At 30.9% G+C, this 20485-nt stretch carries 23 protein-coding genes, 2 tRNA genes and 2 rRNA genes; 21 read left to right on the forward strand and 6 right to left on the reverse strand.

Features of this window, described 5'->3' with window-relative positions:
* From ACSYT2_RS14695 to ACSYT2_RS14710, 4 genes are all read left to right on the forward strand, one after another.
* A 23S ribosomal RNA gene (locus ACSYT2_RS14695) occupies positions 1 to 80 on the forward strand; the annotation flags it as partial.
* Between the two features lie 62 nt (positions 81 to 142).
* Positions 143 to 259 (forward strand): 5S ribosomal RNA (gene rrf, locus ACSYT2_RS14700).
* Between the two features lie 5 nt (positions 260 to 264).
* Positions 265 to 340, forward strand: a tRNA-Phe gene (locus tag ACSYT2_RS14705).
* 5 nt (positions 341 to 345) lie between these two features.
* A tRNA-Cys gene (locus tag ACSYT2_RS14710) sits at positions 346 to 419 on the forward strand.
* 120 nt (positions 420 to 539) lie between these two features.
* On the opposite strand, the gene ACSYT2_RS14715 is transcribed toward ACSYT2_RS14710, so the two are convergent.
* Positions 540 to 1457, reverse strand: a complete 918-nt coding sequence (locus tag ACSYT2_RS14715) for a S66 peptidase family protein (RefSeq protein ID WP_430857810.1) — start codon at positions 1455 to 1457, stop codon at positions 540 to 542.
* A 75-nt stretch (positions 1458 to 1532) separates the two neighbouring features.
* Positions 1533 to 2477, reverse strand: a complete 945-nt coding sequence (locus ACSYT2_RS14720; RefSeq protein WP_430857809.1) for a magnesium transporter CorA family protein — start codon at positions 2475 to 2477, stop codon at positions 1533 to 1535.
* A 281-nt stretch (positions 2478 to 2758) separates the two neighbouring features.
* On the opposite strand from ACSYT2_RS14720, the gene ACSYT2_RS14725 reads away from it, so the two are divergent.
* Positions 2759 to 3256 carry a hypothetical protein gene (locus ACSYT2_RS14725; protein WP_430857808.1) on the forward strand — a complete coding sequence of 166 codons (498 nt, stop codon included), beginning with the start codon at positions 2759 to 2761 and terminating at the stop codon, positions 3254 to 3256.
* A gap of 21 nt (positions 3257 to 3277) precedes the next feature.
* On the opposite strand, the gene ACSYT2_RS14730 is transcribed toward ACSYT2_RS14725, so the two are convergent.
* Positions 3278 to 4432 (reverse strand): zinc-binding metallopeptidase family protein, encoded by a 1155-nt coding sequence (locus tag ACSYT2_RS14730; RefSeq protein ID WP_430857807.1) that lies wholly within the window; start codon positions 4430 to 4432, stop codon positions 3278 to 3280.
* A gap of 279 nt (positions 4433 to 4711) precedes the next feature.
* On the opposite strand from ACSYT2_RS14730, the gene ACSYT2_RS14735 reads away from it, so the two are divergent.
* The 6 genes from ACSYT2_RS14735 to fdxA all read left to right on the forward strand — a co-directional run bounded on the left by ACSYT2_RS14735 (position 4712) and on the right by fdxA (position 8464).
* Positions 4712 to 5389: a dTMP kinase gene (locus ACSYT2_RS14735; RefSeq protein ID WP_430857806.1), complete on the forward strand. Its 678-nt coding sequence runs from the start codon at positions 4712 to 4714 to the stop codon at positions 5387 to 5389.
* A gap of 408 nt (positions 5390 to 5797) precedes the next feature.
* A complete protein-coding gene (locus tag ACSYT2_RS14740; protein WP_430857805.1) occupies positions 5798 to 6127 on the forward strand; it encodes a cyclic-di-AMP receptor in 330 nt (109 codons plus the stop codon).
* 16 nt (positions 6128 to 6143) lie between these two features.
* Entirely contained in the window at positions 6144 to 7073 is a 930-nt protein-coding gene (locus ACSYT2_RS14745; RefSeq protein WP_430857804.1) for a DNA polymerase III subunit delta', read from the forward strand.
* Between the two features lie 3 nt (positions 7074 to 7076).
* Positions 7077 to 7982: a PSP1 domain-containing protein gene (locus tag ACSYT2_RS14750; RefSeq protein WP_430857803.1), complete on the forward strand. Its 906-nt coding sequence runs from the start codon at positions 7077 to 7079 to the stop codon at positions 7980 to 7982.
* 11 nt (positions 7983 to 7993) lie between these two features.
* Complete coding sequence (locus ACSYT2_RS14755) at positions 7994 to 8197, forward strand: heavy-metal-associated domain-containing protein (protein WP_438385105.1); 204 nt, start codon at positions 7994 to 7996, stop codon at positions 8195 to 8197.
* Positions 8198 to 8293: 96 nt separating this feature from the next.
* Positions 8294 to 8464 (forward strand): 4Fe-4S ferredoxin, encoded by a 171-nt coding sequence (gene fdxA, locus ACSYT2_RS14760; RefSeq protein WP_430857801.1) that lies wholly within the window; start codon positions 8294 to 8296, stop codon positions 8462 to 8464.
* Between the two features lie 21 nt (positions 8465 to 8485).
* Here fdxA and ACSYT2_RS14765 read toward each other — a convergent pair whose 3' ends face one another.
* Positions 8486 to 9154: an MBL fold metallo-hydrolase gene (locus ACSYT2_RS14765; RefSeq protein WP_438385106.1), complete on the reverse strand. Its 669-nt coding sequence runs from the start codon at positions 9152 to 9154 to the stop codon at positions 8486 to 8488.
* Between the two features lie 157 nt (positions 9155 to 9311).
* Here ACSYT2_RS14765 and ACSYT2_RS14770 point away from each other — a divergent pair, with 157 nt between their 5' ends.
* The 7 genes from ACSYT2_RS14770 (at position 9312) to ACSYT2_RS14800 (ending at position 16640) form a co-directional block, all read left to right on the forward strand.
* The gene (locus ACSYT2_RS14770; RefSeq protein WP_430857799.1) at positions 9312 to 9767 is read left to right on the forward strand and encodes a CtsR family transcriptional regulator; all 456 of its coding nucleotides are present in this window, start codon (positions 9312 to 9314) and stop codon (positions 9765 to 9767) included.
* Positions 9768 to 9779: 12 nt separating this feature from the next.
* On the forward strand, positions 9780 to 10325 hold the full coding sequence (locus ACSYT2_RS14775; protein ID WP_430857798.1) for a UvrB/UvrC motif-containing protein: 546 nt from the start codon (positions 9780 to 9782) through the stop codon (positions 10323 to 10325).
* A complete protein-coding gene (locus ACSYT2_RS14780) occupies positions 10309 to 11331 on the forward strand; it encodes a protein arginine kinase (RefSeq protein WP_438385107.1) in 1023 nt (340 codons plus the stop codon). The genes ACSYT2_RS14775 and ACSYT2_RS14780 overlap by 17 nt, the downstream gene beginning before the upstream one ends.
* Before the next feature lie 18 nt (positions 11332 to 11349).
* Complete coding sequence (locus tag ACSYT2_RS14785) at positions 11350 to 13803, forward strand: ATP-dependent Clp protease ATP-binding subunit (protein ID WP_438385108.1); 2454 nt, start codon at positions 11350 to 11352, stop codon at positions 13801 to 13803.
* Between the two features lie 171 nt (positions 13804 to 13974).
* Positions 13975 to 14916 (forward strand): thioredoxin-disulfide reductase, encoded by a 942-nt coding sequence (gene trxB / locus ACSYT2_RS14790; RefSeq protein ID WP_430857795.1) that lies wholly within the window; start codon positions 13975 to 13977, stop codon positions 14914 to 14916.
* Complete coding sequence (locus ACSYT2_RS14795; protein WP_430857794.1) at positions 14916 to 15143, forward strand: glutaredoxin domain-containing protein; 228 nt, start codon at positions 14916 to 14918, stop codon at positions 15141 to 15143. Before trxB ends, ACSYT2_RS14795 begins: the two co-directional genes overlap by 1 nt.
* Before the next feature lie 33 nt (positions 15144 to 15176).
* Positions 15177 to 16640 carry an NADP-dependent glyceraldehyde-3-phosphate dehydrogenase gene (locus ACSYT2_RS14800; protein WP_430857793.1) on the forward strand — a complete coding sequence of 488 codons (1464 nt, stop codon included), beginning with the start codon at positions 15177 to 15179 and terminating at the stop codon, positions 16638 to 16640.
* 41 nt (positions 16641 to 16681) lie between these two features.
* Here the strand turns inward: ACSYT2_RS14800 and ACSYT2_RS14805 are convergent, their stop codons facing one another.
* Together ACSYT2_RS14805 and ACSYT2_RS14810 are read right to left on the reverse strand one after the other, a co-directional pair.
* Positions 16682 to 16909, reverse strand: coding sequence for a glutaredoxin family protein (locus ACSYT2_RS14805; protein WP_430857792.1), 228 nt, complete (start codon positions 16907 to 16909; stop codon positions 16682 to 16684).
* Positions 16910 to 17033: 124 nt separating this feature from the next.
* Positions 17034 to 17201, reverse strand: coding sequence for a hypothetical protein (locus tag ACSYT2_RS14810; RefSeq protein ID WP_430857791.1), 168 nt, complete (start codon positions 17199 to 17201; stop codon positions 17034 to 17036).
* A 132-nt stretch (positions 17202 to 17333) separates the two neighbouring features.
* Here ACSYT2_RS14810 and ACSYT2_RS14815 point away from each other — a divergent pair, with 132 nt between their 5' ends.
* The 3 genes from ACSYT2_RS14815 (at position 17334) to radA (ending at position 20474) form a co-directional block, all read left to right on the forward strand.
* A complete protein-coding gene (locus ACSYT2_RS14815) occupies positions 17334 to 18056 on the forward strand; it encodes a GntR family transcriptional regulator (RefSeq protein ID WP_430857790.1) in 723 nt (240 codons plus the stop codon).
* On the forward strand, positions 18053 to 18781 hold the full coding sequence (gene nagB, locus ACSYT2_RS14820) for a glucosamine-6-phosphate deaminase (RefSeq protein ID WP_430857789.1): 729 nt from the start codon (positions 18053 to 18055) through the stop codon (positions 18779 to 18781). The genes ACSYT2_RS14815 and nagB overlap by 4 nt, the downstream gene beginning before the upstream one ends.
* 325 nt (positions 18782 to 19106) lie before the next feature.
* Complete coding sequence (radA, locus tag ACSYT2_RS14825; protein WP_430857788.1) at positions 19107 to 20474, forward strand: DNA repair protein RadA; 1368 nt, start codon at positions 19107 to 19109, stop codon at positions 20472 to 20474.
* Positions 20475 to 20485: the final 11 nt, after the last annotated feature.

The raw sequence follows: 20485 nt of genomic DNA on the forward strand, positions 1-20485 counted from the left end.
ACACGAGGTTGATAGGTCAGAGGTGTAAGTGCAGTAATGTATTGAGCTGACTGATACTAATAGGTCGAGGGCTTGACCAAACAAATAACGAGAATACTTGATATATACTATGTGCAATTTTCAGAGAGCAATCTTTGATAAATCTAGTGATGATGGCGTAGAGGAAACACTCCTTTCCATTCCGAACAGGAAAGTTAAGCTCTACAGCGCCGATGGTACTGCATGGGAGACTGTGTGGGAGAGTAGGACGTTGCTAGGTAATGTGGCTCGATAGCTCAGTCGGTAGAGCAGAGGACTGAAAATCCTCGTGTCCCTGGTTCGATTCCTGGTCGAGCCACCAGGTATGGCGCTATAGCCAAGTGGTAAGGCAGAGGTCTGCAAAACCTTTATCCCCGGTTCAAATCCGGGTGGCGCCTCCAAACAAAAAGTCTGTAAACAAAAGTTTACAGACTTTTATTTTTTAAAAGAATTTTCAAAGAAAACTATCCACAGAAAATGTTTATAAAATAATTTTTTCAACATTTTCTGTGGATTAATTTTTATAATAAAAAACTATCTTTAATTGTAAGTTTCATATCCTCATGAGAAAAATAAGCCTTAGATCCAATTGGAATTGTTATATTGGGATAACTATGTCCAAATGGAAATCCTATTATTAAAGGAATTTTAAGTGGCTTTAATCTATCATAGATAACTTGTTCCAATGTGAAACTACGGCTATAATTTGATAGTTCACATCCAGTTAAATGGCCAATAATTATTCCATTGCACCTATGAAATTTATTACTATTTATTAGTTGGGTAAGCATTCTATCAATTGCATAAGGCGATTCATTTACTTCTTCTATTAATAATATAGAGTCACGTGTATCAATTTCATATGGGGTACCAATGGAAGAGCATATAATAGACAGATTACCACCTACTATTCGTCCAGAGAAAGAAGATGGGTGAACAAATGATATGTTATTAAAATTAATAAGATTATAGCAATAGTCTCTTTTAGAATGAGATGAAATATCTAAAAAGCTCTTCAATGTGACTTCATCATTAAAATCTGAATTAATCATTGGTCCATGGAAGGTAATTAATCCAAGGGATGAAAAGTGATTAAGTAACAAAGTAATATCGCTAAAGCCACAAAAAAATTTAGGATTTTTTTTAATAATTTTAGAATCTATATAAGGTAATGTTCTAATAGATCCATAACCACCCCTAAAAGCAATAATCCCGTCAACTGAATCATCCAAGAACATATTAGTCAGATCATTCCCCCTATTAGAATCACTTCCGGCAAGATGACCGTATCTATCGTAAAGATGATCACCTAGCTTTACTTTAAAGCCTAAGTTTGTAAAAACCTCCACTTTTTTATCGATAATAGATCTATCTTCAGGCGATGCAGGAGCAATAATTCCTATAGTAGATCCATATTTAAGACTTCGTCCTTTCAACATAAAAATACCTCCAAAAAAAGAGAGCTATAAGCTCTCTTTAGTTTTAGTATATACTATGAATTTAATATGATGTTGTTAACTGAACATATCCTTTTTAAATAGTAATAATGCCACAAGGCCACAGATTCCAATAGTAATCCCCATAACTATAAAGAATGCATATGGATTATCTGCAAATGGTAAAGCTACGTTCATACCATATATACCTGACATAATAGTTGGTATAGCCATTAATATTGTAACTGATGCAAGTACCTTCATAACTATATTTAAGTTATTTGATATAACAGAAGCAAAAAAGTCCATTGTACTTGCTAGTATGTTACTATAAATTTCAGTCATCTCAATAGCCTGCTTATTTTCTATAATTACATCTTCCAATACATCTTTATCATCTTCATACTTTTGCATTATCTCAAGCTTAAGCATTTTTTCCAATGTAATTTCATTTGCTTTTAATGATGTTGAAAAGTAAACTAATGATTTTTCAAGAGAATGCAATTGGATTAATTCTCTATTTTTCATAGATTTATGAAGTCTTTTTTCAATCATAACACTCTTCTTATCAATTTGACGTAAGTAAAGCAGATAATATGTAGATATTCTATTTAATATTTGAAGTATAAATCTGGATTTCTTAAATGTGAAGAAGGATTTAATTTTACCATTAATAAAATCAGTTAGAACCTTACTATTTTTTAAACAAACAGTTATTAGCTGCGTTTCAGTATGGATAATTGCTAATGGATAAGTATCATAGGTTAGTGAATTATCTTCCATTTCAGTAAAGGGAATATCCACTATAACTATAATATTACCATCTTCTATATCAATACGTGAAGTTTCTTCATCATCCAGAGGAGCCTTTAAGAATTCAAGGGGTACACCAGTTTTTTTGGATATTAATATAAGTTCTTCATCGGAAGGAGCAACTACATTTATCCAAGAACCATTTTCTATGTTATCTGAAAGTGTTAAGGTTGGATTATTCTCACCTACACTTTTATAAATTTGAATCATATCTTATCCTCCTATACAGTACAATATAATTATACTATTTTATAAAGGTTTGTAAAATATAAAGAAAGAATAGATATGAAAAGGTTATTATTTTGCAAACTAACAATAAGTAAAGAAATAACAAAGATTTCTTTAAAATAAGGATGTAAATCACTGTAAACAGTAAATATGGAGGTTTTATAAGGATTATTATAATATATAGACATAGCTAAAAAATAGAAATCTATGTATAATCACAAATATCGTCTGTAAAAATTCTTATAATATTTGGGGGATATGATATGATGCACAAAGAAGTTGTTGTAAGAAAGAGAACTCATGTTATTGCAATAACCTTATTACTAATTACTGTTATGTTATATATTTGCGAAGGGATAGATGCTTTAAAGATAAATAACTTATTTTTATTACAGTTAGCTAATACCTTTGTTATAGTAGTTACAGCAGCTTTTATATTAAGAGAATATATGAGTTGTAAGATATCATATAAATACTCAATAATAGCAAATAAACTTATAATAAATAAGCTATATAGAAAGCATGAAAAGAATTTAGAGAGTATAAGAATAGACGAAATAGTCTATATTGGGAAAAAGAATAAGTTACCTAAAGAATACAAGGTAAAATGTATGGGAAAATATACTTGTGATATTTTAGGTACAGAATCGTTATGTTGTGTTTATAAAAGAAATGGTAAATTATCAATGTTTAATTTTGAACCAAGTAAAGATTTGATTAATGGAATAAAGAGATATCATAAAAAGTTAAATATAGAATAGAACAAGAGAATATCTCTTGTTCTATTTTTTGCTGTAAAATTCGCTTTTAACTTCTTTTAACAGGTTTTCACTTTCTATTAAATCAACTCCTGTAAAAGCTAATGCAAGTGAAGCCTTTCTAATTTGTGAAAGTGCAAATTCTGATAGTGTAGAATTTGCAAATTCCCTTGTTCCATATTCTATACCAGAATCATCTACTATAGATATATATGGATGAATGCAAGGAAGCTTTTTACTAAGAATCCCTATACTTAAACCTGCATAAATATTTTTAGGAGCACCAATGTTTATGATTCCATTTTCTTTTAGATTATGACTAAACAGCCTATTTAAAGTTCTATTAGTTAATAGCTCTTCATTTGGTGTTTCATATAGGCAAACAGTACTTTCAATATGTGTTAGGCAAGAAACATATTTAGCGATCTCTCGTAATTTATTTTCAGCAAGTTCAGCCATTTCAGTTTCTTGTGCGCGTATATAAAACTTCGCCTCTGCTTCAAGTGGGAGTAATAGAGGTGTGTATCCACCCTTTGATAAAATAGAGTTAACTTCAACACCTTCAGGAAATCCTTTTAGTAATGAGTTAAGTATATTGAATGTTAAAAGTATAGCATCAAGTGATGTATAGCTCCCTTTATTTAAAAAACTTAAACCGCTATTGCCAATGTATTTAATACTAAGAGGAATAATAGCAGAAGACGTTCCACTTTCAGAGGTAGTTATATCAGGGTGACATTCAAGAACTACATCAATATCATCAAATGTACCTTGTTTAGTCATAGTTGCTTTTGTGCCACCGAGATATTCACCAGGACAGCCAATAAGTACTACAGATCCACCTATATTATTTATAACTTCCCCTAAAGCAATAGAAGCTGATACTGACATTGTAGTAAGAGCATTATGACCTGTTATATGTCCTTCATTTATAATAGAGTCATATTCACAGAGATAGCATATCTTTGGATAACCAGAGCCCTTTATAGCATAAAAAGAGTTAGGAATATCAAGATAGTTATCAGTTACATTAAAGTTATATTTCTTTAAAAGCTTTGAAATATAATTTGAAGACTTTTCTTCTTTATAACTTTCTTCGGGATTTTCATATAAAAATTTACATAAGTTATTTATTTCATCTTCTATGTTAGATAAGAATGAGATCATTTTTTGTTTCATTAATTAGCCCTCCATATCTGTATTTATTATTATTTTGAGCTATTATAGTGAAAAATATTTATAAAGATTGGAATGAATGTAGAAATATATATAATATTAGAATTTTTAAGAGTTAACTTTGATGTAGATATATGAGATGATATAATAAGGTAGTAAAAATTTTTGATAGTAAGTTATAATTAAAAAATATATAGAAAATAGGGGATTAGAAGTTAACTAGGTAAGATTTCAAAAGATAAATATAAAATAGATTCTTAATTTAGAAAAGGTGGTATAGGAATGCAACAAGGAAAGCTAATAATTATTGAAAGTGGTACGGATGCAAGTGGAAAAGCTACTCAAACACAAAGATTGTATGATAGGTTAGTATCAGAAGGATATAAGGTAAGAAAGATAACCTATCCTAATTATGAAAGTCCAGCATGTATGCCAGTTAAAATGTATCTAAATGGTGACTTTGGAAGCAAGCCAGATGACGTAAATGCATATGCTGCATCAACATTTTATGCAATAGATAGATTTGCGTCATATAAAACTGATTGGAAGGAATTTTATGATAATGGAGGTGTAATATTATCTGATAGATATACAACTTCAAATATGGTTCACCAAGCAGTTAAGATGGAAAAAGAAGATAGGGATCAGTATTTAGAATGGTTATATAATTTAGAGTTTGATCTGTATGGATTACCAAAACCAGACTGTGTAATATTCCTTGATATGTCTCCTGAAATGAGCCAAAAATTAATGGCAAAGAGAAAAAATAAATTTACTGGTGAAGATGAAAAAGATATACACGAAAGTAATAAAGACTATTTAGTGAATTGCTATAATAATGCTTTAGAGATAGCTAGTAGATATGAATGGCAGAGGGTTTGTTGTAATGATGGAGATACATTAAGAACAATTGAAGATATTAATGATGAAATATATACAACTATTAAAAAGTATATTTAATAGAAAGCACGGAATACCCGTGCTTTTTCTTATATATTAGGAAAATAATTAAAGGCATTATAAATTTTAAATTAATATCTTTCTCTAGAAATAGGGGCAAACTAGTATTTAGTCTAAAAGAATTAATTAAAAATAGGTATGTAGTAGTATTATAGTATTTATCTAGTGTATAATTATGAAAAAAGGTAATAATCATATATAAATGCTCTATAGAAATGGACATATTTAATTATATATATCAGAAATCATTATAATAAGGAAAATTATGCTATAAAGATTAGAGTCTTAGATAAAAGATATACCATAATGAGACATTAAGATTAAATTTACTAGGGTTTTATATAAAATATCATAATGTTTATGATAAAATGTAAATTAAGGGAAGTATTTATAGTGGAGGTTAATATTATGAAGATGGTTATAGCTATAGTTCAAGATGATGATGCCTTAGATTTATTAGATGCATTAACAGAAAAGAATTTTAGGGTTACAAAACTTGCTACAACTGGTGGTTTTTTAAAGGCAGGAAATACAACACTTATGATAGGTGTTGAAAAAGAGAAGACTGAGGAAGTAGTTAATATAATAAAGGACATATGCAAGAAAAGAACTGAGGTAGTTCCCTCTACCACACCTTTTTCAGGGAATACAGGGATTTACATGCAATCATCTATGGAGGTTGAGGTTGGAGGAGCTAATATTTTTGTAATAGATGTAGATCAGTTTATAAGAATATAAAATTGGAGGGTGAATAGTGAAAGACTTTATAGGTTTTAAAGATATAATTGACGGATTTATGAAAAGAGCTGATAAAAACACTCTTTCACATGCCCACCTTATTGTTGGTCCAGATGGGATAGGCAAGAGCATAATGGCAAGAATTTTTGCACTGAAAATTTTAGGTAAAGAAATAGATCATAATTATGTGGATATGATTCATTATAGACCTAAAAAAGCTTCATTTGGGGTAGATGAAGTAAGAGAAATAATAGAAGAAGTTACTAAGAAGCCATATGAGGGAGATAAAAAGGTAATTATTATTCATGAAGGAAGCAAATTAACAGTTCAAGCTCAGAATGCGTTACTAAAGACAATTGAAGAACCACCAACAGGGGTATATATAATTTTATTAAGTGAAAGCTTGGAAATAATGTTAGATACAATTAAATCTAGATGTCAAATATATAAATTAACTCCAATAGAGAAAGATGATATGATTAGATATATAAGTAGACTAGGGGAGTTAAATGAGGATAAAATACTAGCAGCTTTAGCATATGGTGAAGGTATACCAGGTAGAGCTGAGAAAATGCTGAAAGATGAGAATTTAGAAAAATTAAGAAGTACTATTGTGGACTTGCTCAAGGATATAGAAAAACGAAATAGTAGTACTGTATTAGATTATGAAAATAAATTTACCAGTTATAAAACTGAGAAGGAAGAATTACTAAACTTACTTGCTTCCTTTATAAGAGATATAATGGTTTATAAAGAGTTAGAAAACAAAAATATAATTATTAATGTTGATAGATTTGAAGATATATGCGAATTAGCAAATTCACTATCTTATAAAAAGTTAAATTCAATGTTAGAACATGTTAAAGAAGCGAGAGTTAATTTAATGAGTAACACAAATTATTCAATGACTATAAGTGTAATGCTTATAGGCTTTTTGGAGGGTTAATTAATGATAAAAGTTGTAGGAATAAGATTTAAAAAGGCCGGTAAAATATATTACTTCGGACCGAATGAATTAAATATAAACAAAGGTGACTATGTAGTAGTTGAAACTGCTAGAGGGATAGAATTTGGAGAATGTGTTATAGGTATCAAGGAGATTAGTGAAGAAGATATAATATCACCTCTAAAGAGTGTTTTAAGAGTTGCAGATGAAAAAGATATAGCTAAGCATAAGGAGAATAAGAGCAAAGAAGAGAATGCTCTTGAAGTATGCTTAAAGAAAATAGAAGAACATAATCTACATATGAAGCTTATAGATGTAGAGTATACATTCGATAATAATAAGGTAATATTCTATTTTACAGCAGATGGAAGAGTAGATTTTAGAGAGTTGGTTAAGGATTTAGCCACAATATTCAAGACAAGGATAGAACTTAGACAAATTGGCGTAAGAGATGAAGCAAAAATGATTGGTGGTCTAGGACCTTGTGGTAGGCCTATGTGCTGTTCATCATTCCTAGGAGACTTTGCCTCAGTATCAATTAAGATGGCAAAGGAGCAAAACTTATCTTTAAATCCAACTAAGATATCAGGTATATGTGGTAGATTAATGTGCTGTTTAAATTATGAGCAAAGCACATACGAAGATATAAGAAAGAGGTTGCCTAAGGTTGGTTCAATAGTTACAACAGAAGAAGGTAATGGAGAAGTAATAGGAAATAATACCGTTAAAGAGTCTGTTAAGGTTAAATATAAGAGAGGCGATGAAGAAATAATTCAAGAGTTTAAAATTGAAAATATAGAATTGGTTTCTGGAAGCTATGAAGACTCTGTTGATGAAAAGGATATAAGACTAGAAATTGAATCAGAAGAGGATAAGAAGCTTATAAAAAATCTTATAAATGAAAAGTAGGAGGAGATTTCATGAAATCTATAATTAGAGTTTGTGATATTAGTAAATCAGGGGATGTTGGAAATATTCAAAGGGCAATTGCCAGCAATGAGGGGGTTATTGCTTGTGAAATATCTCTTGAGAAAAAGGAAGTACAAATCATTTATAATGAAAGCTTTTTAAGCTTGGATAAGATAATTGAATCTATAGAAAATATAGGTTATATGGTAATATAGGCGAAATGTAAAATTTTATAAAGTGCTTTAAAAACAATAAAAAACGTGTTAAAATAATTATGGTGTAATTACCATAAAATTTAGGAGGTGTTTTTAATGGCATTTGTAATTAATGATTCATGTGTAAACTGCGGAGCATGTGCAGCTGAATGTCCAGTAGATGCTATAAGCCAAGGAGATACTCAATTTGTTATAGACGCAGATACTTGTATCGATTGTGGAAACTGTGCTAATGTTTGCCCAGTAGGAGCACCAGAACAAGAGTAATAATACTTAAAAAGATCGTCCTTAGACGGTCTTTTTTTCTATGCAATTTAAGCTACTTTTTTTCATTAAAATTGTTTTAGAATGTATATTAAAGTCAATATTATTTGTATCTAAAAGAGTTTCTTTTAAATTACTTATGTATTTCATAGAAGTTAAGAAGTCTTTAGGACTATCTAAGTATAATGATGAATTAGATGTTTTATAATACATAGGAATTACTACTTTGGGGTTAACTTTTTTTACTAACTTAGCTGCTTCTAGCCCGTTTAGCGTGAATTGTCCCCCTACAGGAACAAATAGAATGTCTATAGTCCCCAAAGAATTTATGGTTTCATCAGTAAGCATATGACCTAGACGCCCTAGGTGACATATATTTAAATTATCAAAAATTATTTTATATATTATATTAAAGCCTCTTTTCACTCCTAAAACCTTATCTTGATAAGAACGATAGCCTTCAATACTTGAAAAATCTAAGTTATAATCTCCAGCTTTATTAATTATTGAACACTTATTATTTTCAAGGGCTTTAGAATTTACTTCTATATGCTCATGGCTTAATGTTATTATTTGTGGATTAAGATTTAAAAGTCTTTCAGTAGGGCTTAAGTCAAAGGGATCAGTAAGTATTCTCCTACCGAGAGAATCTTGTAATAAAAATGAACATTTACCAAACCAATGAATTAACATAATAACCTCCATAAAGCTTTCTTTAAATATATTTTCCCTAAAAGTAATATAATTAAACATATGAGATATAATAAACTTGATAAAAATAAAAATAAATATTAATATATAAAGAAAAGGTCAAAGTAAGTCAAAAACAATAGTTTAAAAAGGAGATATTATGGCAAGACTTTCTGATATAATTGAGAACTTTATAAAAGATATGCTTAATGAAAATGGTGGAGATAAAGTATTGATTCAAAGAAACGAATTAGCGGATCAATTTAGATGCGCACCATCACAAATAAACTATGTATTAACAACAAGATTTACCTATGAGAAAGGGTATATTATAGAGAGTAGAAGAGGAGGAGGGGGATATATAGTAATTAAGCAAGTAAGCTATGATGGAACAGAAAGAAGAAATAGGGTGATTTATGAGGCTATAGGTGAATCTATAACTTATCATAATGCAGTTTCCTTAATTCAAAACTTATTAGATTTAAAGATGATAACGGAGAGAGAAATGGAAATCATGAAAATGGCGGTTAATGATAGAACTTTATCATCTATGGAGAATAGAAATAAATTAAGAGCAGATATATTAAAAGGAATGCTCATGGTTGTATTAGTGTAAGGGGGAATATATATGTTGTGTGAGAAGTGCAATAAAAAAGTAGCAACAATACATATAATAAAATTTATTAATAGCGAAAAAAGTAAGCTTTGGCTATGTGATGATTGTGCTAAAGAGATTTCAGACGTACCACTATTATCCTCATTAGGTAAATCAGAAAACTTATCCCTTCAAAATATTTTGGGAGGATTATTTGAATCTTTAGAGAAAAGTGGTAATAAAAGTAGCAAGATAGAAGTAGTATGTAAGAAATGTGGCCTTACCTATTCACAGTATAAGAAAAGTGGACAGCTTGGATGTAGTGAATGCTATGATAGCTTTTCAGATTCATTGAAACCAGTAATAAAAAGATTACAAGGAGATCTAGAGCATATAGGAAAGATACCAAGAAAGACAGGAAATAAATTTATAGAAAAAAAGAGAATTAATAAGTTAAGGCAAGATTTACAAAAAGCTATAATAACTGAAGAGTATGAGAAGGCAGCAATTATCAGAGATGAAATTAAACTTTTAGAAGGGGCTAAGGAAGAGGTGAATAGAAATGAGAAATTGGATTGATAGTGAAGCTTTACCAGAAGATATAGTTTTAAGTAGTAGAGTGAGGTTAGCTAGAAACTTTGAGGATTTACTATTTACAGATAAGATGGAGTTAGAGGACGCTATTAATTATGTGGATAAGGTTTATGAAATATTATCTAGAAATATGGAAGAGGAAGAATTAGAGTTAGTTAAGCTTTACGAAATGGATTATAAATCATCAAAATTCTATGTTGAAAGGGGTCTTATTAGTGAGGATCTTTTAAAAAGAAGGGATAGGAGTGCATTTGTAATTAATAGGGATGAAACTATATCAGTAATGATTAATGAAGAGGATCATCTAAGAATACAGTCTATAGCAGATGGATTAAATATTAAAGAAGCGTATATTGAATCAAATAAGATAGATGATTTTATTGAAGGGGAAATTCCATACTCATTCCATGAGGAGTATGGGTATCTTACAGCTAGACCAACAAATATGGGGACAGGAATAAAAGCATCAGTAATAATTCATTTACCAGCTATAACAATGAGTGAAGAGATTCAGAATATATCTAAGGGATTAAATCAAGTAGGTATGAATATAAGGGCTATGTACGGTGAAAGAATAAAGGCATGTGGTAATATATATCAAGTGTCTAATCAAATCACATTAGGGGTAAATGAAGAAGAAATTATTAGTAATTTAGAAGGGGTAGTATTTAATATTATTAATGAGGAGAAGAAATCTAGAGAAATCCTCATGACAAAATATAAGTATGAAATAGAAGATAAAATTTTTAGGTCTTATGGAATACTAAAAAATGCAATAATCTTAACTTATAACGAGATTTTAGATTTATCATCGAATCTAAGATTGGGTGTTGAGATGTCATTATTAAAAGTAGATAAGAAGGTTTTAAATAGGTTACTTGTAGACACAAGAGATTCAGTAATACAAAGTAAGTCAGAAAAAGTATTAAGTGATAATGAGAAGAATATAGAGAGAGCAAAGTTAGTAAAAGATATATTAGGACAAGGTTAGTTTTAGGAGGTGTTGTATATGGCATATGGGAGATTTACAGAAAGAGCTCAATTAGTTATTATGGGTGCTCAAAAAGAATCACAAAACTTTAAACATGGTTATATAGGTACAGAGCACATACTTTTAGGTATTATGGCTGAAGGTGGGTACTCTAAAGAGCTATTAAATAAATATGGAGTAGAAGCTGAAGAGATAAGAGCTTTGGTAGATGATTATTTAGGATACGGAGAAAGCGCAATGCCAAAAGGTGAGTTGTTATTGACTCCAAGAACTAAGAGGTTGTTTGATGAAAGCTTTATTGAAGCGAAAAAGTTAGGGCACAAATATGTTAGTCCAGAACACTTATTATTAGCATTAATAAGTGAAGATGAAGGGGTAGCGTATACGATACTATCTCAGCTTAAGCTTGATTTTAAGGAAATAAAGAATGACTTAGTATTATTCTTATCTGGTAAAGAGGATGATCAAGTAAAAGATAGTGGTGAAGCTATTGGAAAAGATAATAAAACACCTATGTTGGATCAATATAGTAGAGATCTAACTGATATGGCTAGAGAGGGAAGATTAGATCCTGTAATAGGAAGAGATTTAGAGAATCAAAGGGTGTTGGAGATACTATGCAGAAGAATAAAAAATAATCCGTGTTTAATAGGTGAACCAGGGGTAGGTAAAACAGCCGTGGTAGAAGGATTAGCACAAAGAATTATAGAAGGTAATATACCAGAAATATTAAGAGATAAGAGAGTAGTAAGTTTAGATTTAAGTTCTATGATTGCAGGAGCAAAGTATCGTGGAGAATTTGAGGATAGATTAAAAAAGGTTATGGAAGAAATAAGAAGTAATAAAAATATCATAGCTTTTATTGATGAAATACACACTATAATTGGAGCTGGTGGAGCTGAAGGGGCAATAGATGCATCAAATATACTAAAGCCTGCTCTTGCTAGAGGAGAAATACAATGTATAGGTGCAACTACAATAGATGAGTATAGAAAGCATATAGAGAAGGACTCAGCATTAGAAAGAAGGTTTCAACCTATTACAGTAGGAGAACCTTCAAAGGAAGAAACATTAGAAATATTAAGAGGGTTAAGAGATAAATATGAATCCCATCATAGGGTTAAAATAACTGATGAAGCATTAGAGGCATCAGTAGAATTATCTGATAGGTATATAACTGATAGATTTATGCCAGATAAGGCAATAGATTTAATGGATGAGGCAGCAGCAAAAATTCGTATAGAAAATCTAATAGCACCGCCAGACATAAAACAAATTGAAATAGATATCGAAAATTTGGTTAAAGAAAAAGAAGAGGCTATAAGAGTGCAGGAGTTCGAAAAAGCTGCAACTTTAAGGGACAATGAAAAAGAGCTTAAAGAAAAGTTAGATTATGTCAAGAGAAATTGGACTACTCAAAGTTCGGTTCAAGGACTTAAAGTAACAAGGGAGAATATAGCGAATGTGGTGTCATCTTGGACCAGAATACCTGTAGAAAAACTTACTGAAAAAGAAAGTGATAAACTTTTAAAATTAGAAGAAATTCTTCATAAAAGGGTAGTTGGCCAAACAGAAGCAGTGAAATCAGTAGCAAGAGCTGTTAGAAGAGCAAGAGTTGGTTTAAGAGATCCTAAGAGGCCAATAGGTAGCTTTATATTCTTAGGACCTACAGGAGTAGGAAAGACAGAACTTTGTAAGGCATTAGCAGAAGCTATGTTTGCTGATGAAAATAGTATTATAAGAGTAGATATGTCTGAATATATGGAAAAACACGCTGTATCTAGACTAATAGGATCCCCACCAGGATATGTAGGATATGATGAAGGCGGTCAACTAACAGAAGCTGTACGAAGAAAGCCATATTCAGTTGTATTATTAGATGAAATTGAAAAAGCTCATCCAGATGTATTTAATATTTTACTTCAAATTATGGAGGATGGAAGGCTTACTGATGGAAAGGGTAAAGTTGTAAATTTTAAAAATACAATTATAATTATGACTTCTAATGTAGGTGCGCATACTATAAAGAAACAAAAAACAATGGGCTTTGCTATTGATGATAATATAGATAATGAATATGAAAAGATGAGAGAGAATATAATGGAAGAGCTTAAGAATAAATTTAAGCCAGAATTCCTAAATAGAATCGATGATACCATAGTATTCCATAAGCTTGACAAGAAAGATATGCTATCAATTGTAGATTTAATGCTTAAGTCAATTGTAAGTAGATTAAAGGATAATAGAATTGAGTTGGAATTTAAGGATGAATGTAAGAACTATTTACTCGATAAGGGCATAGATCTTAATTATGGAGCTCGTCCGCTAAGAAGAATAATAACAAAAGAAGTAGAAGATAGGCTTAGTGAAGAATTATTAATGGGAAATGTAAATATAGGAGATAAATTATTTGTTTCTGTAGGAGAAGATAAATTAGAGTTTAGTGAATTGAAAGAACAAAGTGTAATGTGATTGTAGGTATTTTACCTTTGATTATGCTTAAAATAGATGAGTAAGGAAAGGGAATAGAAACTATAGTTACTGTCTAACAAGATATTATATAATAATTATTATTGATTAATAAGTTTATATGTGGTAGAATATAGTTAATGATTATACCCCTACCGGGTAAGGAGTGAGATTATGAGCAAAGAGATAAAAGAATTAGATTTGGTAATTTTAGGTGGAGGTCCAGCTGGATTAACCGCATCAATATATGCATCAAGGGCAAAATTAAATACTATTTTACTAGAAAATGCCATAATGGGTGGTCAAGTTAGAAATAGTTACACAATAGAAAATTATCCTGGATTTAAAAGTATAGATGGAGCTGATTTAGCTGATAAGATGCAAGAGCAGGCAGAGGAATTAGGCGCTATTATAGATGAATTTGATCCAGTAATTAGTGTTAACCTAACAGACGATGAGAAGATAGTAGAAACTGAAAGCTATATTTACAAACCTAAGTCTGTAATAATTGCTACAGGTGCAACACCTAAGAAACTACCAATTTCAAGCGAAAGTAACTTTTCTGGTAAGGGAATACATTATTGCGCAGTATGTGATGGTGCAATGTATGAAGGTAAGATAATAGGAGTTGTTGGTGGTGGTAACTCAGCACTAGAAGAAGCCATCTTTTTAACCAGATTTGCTAAAAAGGTTTATATCATAAGAAGATATGATTATTTCCGTGGAGAAAAGGCTTTAATAGAAAGTGCTACTAACAATGAAAAGATAGAAATTCTATATAATGAAGATCTTGTAGATGTAACAGGAGAAAGATTTGTAGAAAAAGCGAGATTAAAGAATACTATTACAAATGAAGAAAGAGAAATTGATATAGATGCAGTATTCGGATATATAGGTACAGAACCTAAAACTTCGGAGTTTGCAGAATACATTGATTTAACATCAAATGGTTATATTATAACTGATGAATTAATGAGAACAAAAGTGGCAGGAGTATATGCTGCAGGAGATGTTAGAAAGAAAGAATATAGACAGATTACTACAGCGGTGTCAGATGGAACAATTGCAGCGTTAGAAGCAGAAAAATTTATAGTATCAAATAGGAGTGAAGTATAATGATAAAAATATATTCAACATCATGGTGTCCAGCTTGTGTTAAAGCGAAAAAGTACTTAAATTTAAAGGGCATAGAATTTAATGAAATAAATGTTGCAGATGAACATGAAAACAGAGAAGAAGTATTCAGAGCATCAGGACAAAGAACAGTACCTGTGCTTGATATAAATGGAGAAATTATAGTTGGATTTGATAAGTCTGCTATAGATAAAGCTATCGGTAAATAAGTGGATAGATATATAAAAAAAGGGGGGATTACTATGTTTAGTAATTTGTGTTGTGAAGGAAAAGTATATAGGAACCTTATAGGTGGAAAGTGGGTTATTGCAGAAAATAGTGAGTTAATAGAAATAAATTCGCCTATTGATGGAAGCCTAGTAGGTAAAATTGGGGCCATGAGTAAAAGTGAAGTTGACAATACTCTTAAAGTTGCAAGAGAAGCTCAAAAGGAATGGAAGGGTATACCTGTCAATAAAAAGGCAGAAATTCTTCATAAGGTTGCATCTTTATTAGAGGAAAGAGTAGATGATCTTGTTGATATAATGGTTAAAGAAGTAGCTAAGGATAGGAAGAGTGCAGAGTCAGAAGTTGTAAGAACAGCAGACTTTATAAGATTTACAGCTGATACTGCTAAGAACATTACAGGAGAAAGTTTACCAGGAGAGAGTTTTCCAGGTTATAAAAGAGATAAAATATCTGTTGTAACTAGAGAACCACTAGGAGTGGTTTTAGCAATATCTCCATTTAACTATCCGGTAAATCTATCGGCATCAAAAATAGCGCCAGCGTTAATGGCAGGTAACACAGTAGTACTAAAGCCAGCGACACAAGGTAGTATATCAGCTTTATACTTAGTAAGAGTATTTGAAGAAGCAGGTTTACCAGCTGGAGTATTAAATACAATAACAGGTAGAGGTAGTGAAATAGGAGACTACGTAGTTACGAATCCAGAAGTTGACTTTGTTAACTTTACAGGTAGTACAGAAGTAGGTAAGAGAATTTCAAGTATAACTACAATGGTGCCAGTATTAATGGAGCTAGGTGGTAAGGACGCTGCTATAGTATTAGAAGATGCCGACCTAGAACTAGCAGCAAAGAATATTGTTGCTGGAGCGTTCTCATACTCTGGGCAAAGATGTACAGCAGTAAAAAGAATATTAGTAGTTGATAAGGTTGCCGATAAGTTAGTTGAAATTATTAAGACTAAGATGGAAAAGCTTAAAGTTGGAAATCCTTTAGAAGAAGATGTTGATATAGTACCTCTTATAGATGCTAAAGCAGCAGATTTCGTAGAAGAATTAATTAAGGATTCTAAGGATAAGGGAGCATCTTTAATAGTAGGTGGTAATAGAGAAGGCAATATAATATATCCTACTTTATTTGATAATGTAACTACAGATATGAGATTAGCTTGGGAGGAACCATTTGGACCAGTACTTCCAGTTATAAGAGTAAAGGATAAGGATGAGGCTATAAATATAGCAAATAATTCTGAATATGGTTTACAATCAGCGGTATTTACTAATGATATAAATGAAGCTTTCTATGTTTCAGATAGACTTGAAGTTGGTACAGTACAAGTAAACAATAAGACTGAAAGAGGCCCAGATCATTTTCCTTTCTTAGGTGTCAAAGCATCAGGATTAGGAACTCAAGGAATTCGTTATTCTATTGAGGCTATGTCAAGACCAAAGGCTGTTGTTATAAATCTAACTAAATATTAGAAAAATAAAAAACTAGAGTGTAAACTCTAGTTTTTTTTATATTATTTTGTTAATGCTGTATCTATAGCTGGTTTGTCAAAACCTACAATAACTGTACCGTTTATGTCTAAAACAGGGACACCCATTTGTTTAGATTTCTTTAGCATTTCTTCCCTAGCCATCATGTCCTCAGCAACATTAACTTCTTCAAAAGCAACGTTTTGAGATTTTAAATAATTTTTAGCCTTTACGCACCATGGGCACGCGTTTGTTGTATATACTTTAACCAATTTTGTAACCTCCTATCTGGATAATAAATATTGTTTAGTATAGATTTAATATTACAACTTTTTTAGGAAAGTTTCAATATATATCTTTAATTATAGTATATGAACAAAGGCTTCTATTTGCGCATTATTTTATTATATTTTCACTTTCGAGATTAGAATTTAATACTAGATTATCTACTTCAGTTGTCTGTGTATTAGGTACAAAGCTATCACTTATATTTTTAAGTTGTGTTTCTCTTAAAATATTTTTTCCTTGAATATTTAATGAATTAAAGGTATCTTGTGTTAACATAGAATCATCTCCTTATAAATTGTTCATAAATAGTATTTGTAAGGAAAATATTTTCTATTCTTAGAAATTAATTATATAGTGGTCTAGACAGGTTAAAATTGCTTTGATATAATTTTGATAGGAGGAGTTACCATGATAGATAAGAGCAGTCCAATTCCGGTATATTATCAATTGAAGGAAGCTATTCAAAAAAAGATAAATGCAGGAGTTTGGAAAGTTGGTCAATGTATTGATAGCGAAAGAGAACTTTCGGAAACTTATGGAGTTAGTAGAATGACGATACGTCAAGCACTAGGTGAACTCGTACAGGAAGGAATACTTGTAAGAGAGAAAGGGAAAGGAACCTTTGTTTGTGAGCCGAAAGTGAAGCAAAAAGATATGATGAGCTTCTCTGAAATAATAAAAAGAACAGGTAGAACTTTAGAAACAAAGGTTATAGAGTTTGAAAAAATAAATACACCAGAAGAGCTAAATGATACATTTTCTTTTGATGAAGTTTACAAAATAAATCGAAACAGAATTGTGGATGGTGAGTGTATAGCAAATGAGATTGTATTTATTCCAGTAGATTACTGTGGCTTTGTAGATGAAGAAAAGCTTAAAGGATCATTATATGAGGTGTTGGAGGAATTCGGATATTCGGTAGATCACTCTGAATCTTCTATAAGGGCAGTAGTAATGGATTCTTACTACAAAGAAATTTTTAGTACTGATGAAGAATTACCGCTACTACAAACTTTAAGTAAAACAATTAATAGTGATGGCAAGGTTCTCTTTATAGAGGAATCAACCTATAGATCTGATAAATATATACTAGAAGTGAATATTTCTAGACGAGAGGGGAAATTAAAGTGAAAGTAATTATAGCAAAAGATTATGAAGAAATGAGTAAATTAGCAGCAGAGGAAATGGCAAAGGTTGTAGAAGCTAAGCCAAATGCTATTTTAGGATTAGCTACTGGTGGTACTCCAGTAGGAATGTACAAAGAGTTAATTAAGATGAATAAAGAGGGTAAGATTGATTTTTCAAAGACTACAACTGTTAATCTTGATGAATATGTAGGATTAGCTGGGGATCATCCACAAAGCTATAGATTCTTTATGAATGAAAATTTATTCAATCATATAAACATAGACAAGAATAACACTTTTGTACCTAACGGTTTAGCAGCGGATATAGCTGAAGAAGGAAGAAACTACGATAAAAAGATTGATGAATTAGGTGGAACAGATATTCAATTATTAGGAATTGGTAATAATGGTCATGTTGCATTTAATGAACCAGATCAAGATTTAGTAGCAGGAACTCATTTAACTGGATTAACTCAAAGTACTATTGAAGCAAATGCTAGATTCTTTGATTCAATAGATGATGTTCCAAAGACTGCTATAACAATGGGGCTTGGACAAATAATGAAAGCTAAGAAGATATTATTAGTTGCTAGCGGAGAAGGTAAGGCTGAAGCTATCAAAGGCGTATTAAGTGGTAAGATTACTACTTCAAATCCTGCTACAATGTTACAAATGCATAGAGATGTTGTATTAATAATAGATGAAGCAGCAGCTAAGCTTGTAAAGTAATTTATTAGATTAAAGCTAACAACGGTGGGATGACTTAGATTATCCCATCTTTTTTTATATGTGAAAGTATGAAAAGAATAGATCTTATTTGTGCTAGGAAGATCTGAAGAAATATTGCAAATAAATTTTTAATTTACCATTGCTATAAAATGATTTAAGCACAACCACTTTATAGAAATTATATTATTTTAAGACATAAATTTGTTTTAGTGTAAAAATTTTTGTGATAACTATTATAAAATTGAAAATTTATGATATTATTATATAGTTAAATATATGTATATACTTGGGATAAAGAGTATATCTTCAAAGAAGAGGGGTATTTATGGCTAAAGTTAAAACAATATTTACTTGCCAAGAATGTGGATATGAATCTCCAAGATGGCTTGGGAAGTGTCCTTCTTGTAATCAATGGAATTCTTTTGTTGAAGAGATAAAGGATAATGCAACAATAGTTAAGGATAAGATAAGTAAAACAATTCTACCAGAGAATATGCCTAAGAGTATTGGTGATATTAAATCTGGTGAGAAGGAAAGATTTAAGACTGAATTAAAAGAATTAGATAGAGTTTTAGGTGGGGGATTAGTAAAAGGTTCATTAACATTAATTTCAGGAGATCCTGGGATAGGTAAATCAACCTTATTACTTCAAACTGCTAATAATATAGCCTCTAAATATGGTAAAGTACTATATGTTTCTGGAGAAGAATCAGAAGAGCAAATTAAGATTAGAGGAGATAGATTAGGTGCTAATGCAAAGGATTTATATATAGTATCAGAAACAAACTTAGATACAATAGAGGTATACATAGAGGAAATTAAGCCTGTTTTTGTAATAATTGATTCTATTCAAACTATATATAAAGAAGGGGTGACATCAGCTCCAGGAAGCGTATCACAGGTAAAAGAATGTTCAAATCAGCTAATGAGGATTGGAAAAGGAAAGAATATACCTCTATTTATAGTAGCACATGTAACTAAGCAAGGAGCTCTTGCAGGGCCAAGGGTGTTAGAGCACATGGTAGATACTGTTCTATATTTTGAAGGGGAAAGAACAGAAGAGTTTAGAATACTTAGGACTATGAAAAATCGTTTTGGAACAACTAGTGAAATTGGTGTATTCGAAATGAGGGAAGAAGGCCTTATAGAGATATATGATCCATCAAGGATGTTTTTAGAAGACACTAATTTTAATCAAGAAGGTTCTGTTGTTATAGGAATCATGGAGGGGACTAGACCTATACTAGTAGAGATACAAGGACTGGTAACTCAAACTAATGCACCTATGCCTAGAAGAACAGGAGTTGGAATTGATAATCAAAGATTAAGCTTAATTTTAGCAGTCTTAGAAAAGAAGTTACGAGTACCATTTTATAATCATGATGTATATGTTAATGTGGTTGGTGGTTTAAATATTGAGGGAACAACTGCTGACTTAGGATTAGCATTAGCATTATTATCAAGTGTAAAGAATAAGGGGATAGTACTTCCAAAGGTAGTTGTAATAGGGGAAGTAGGGCTTACTGGAGAAATTAGACCAATTAATTCAGCAGATAGATTAGTAAACGAAGCTGAAAAGATGGGATTTGAATATGCTATTGTACCATTTAGAAATAAAGATAAATTAAATAATACAAGTATTAAAATTATAGGAGTAAGTAACCTAAGAGAAGCAATAGGTAAGATATTCTAGAAGAGTGGGTG

Origin of the sequence: Clostridium zhoujianii, from assembly GCF_051590805.1 — a bacterium.
Lineage (GTDB): Bacteria > Bacillota > Clostridia > Clostridiales > Clostridiaceae > Clostridium.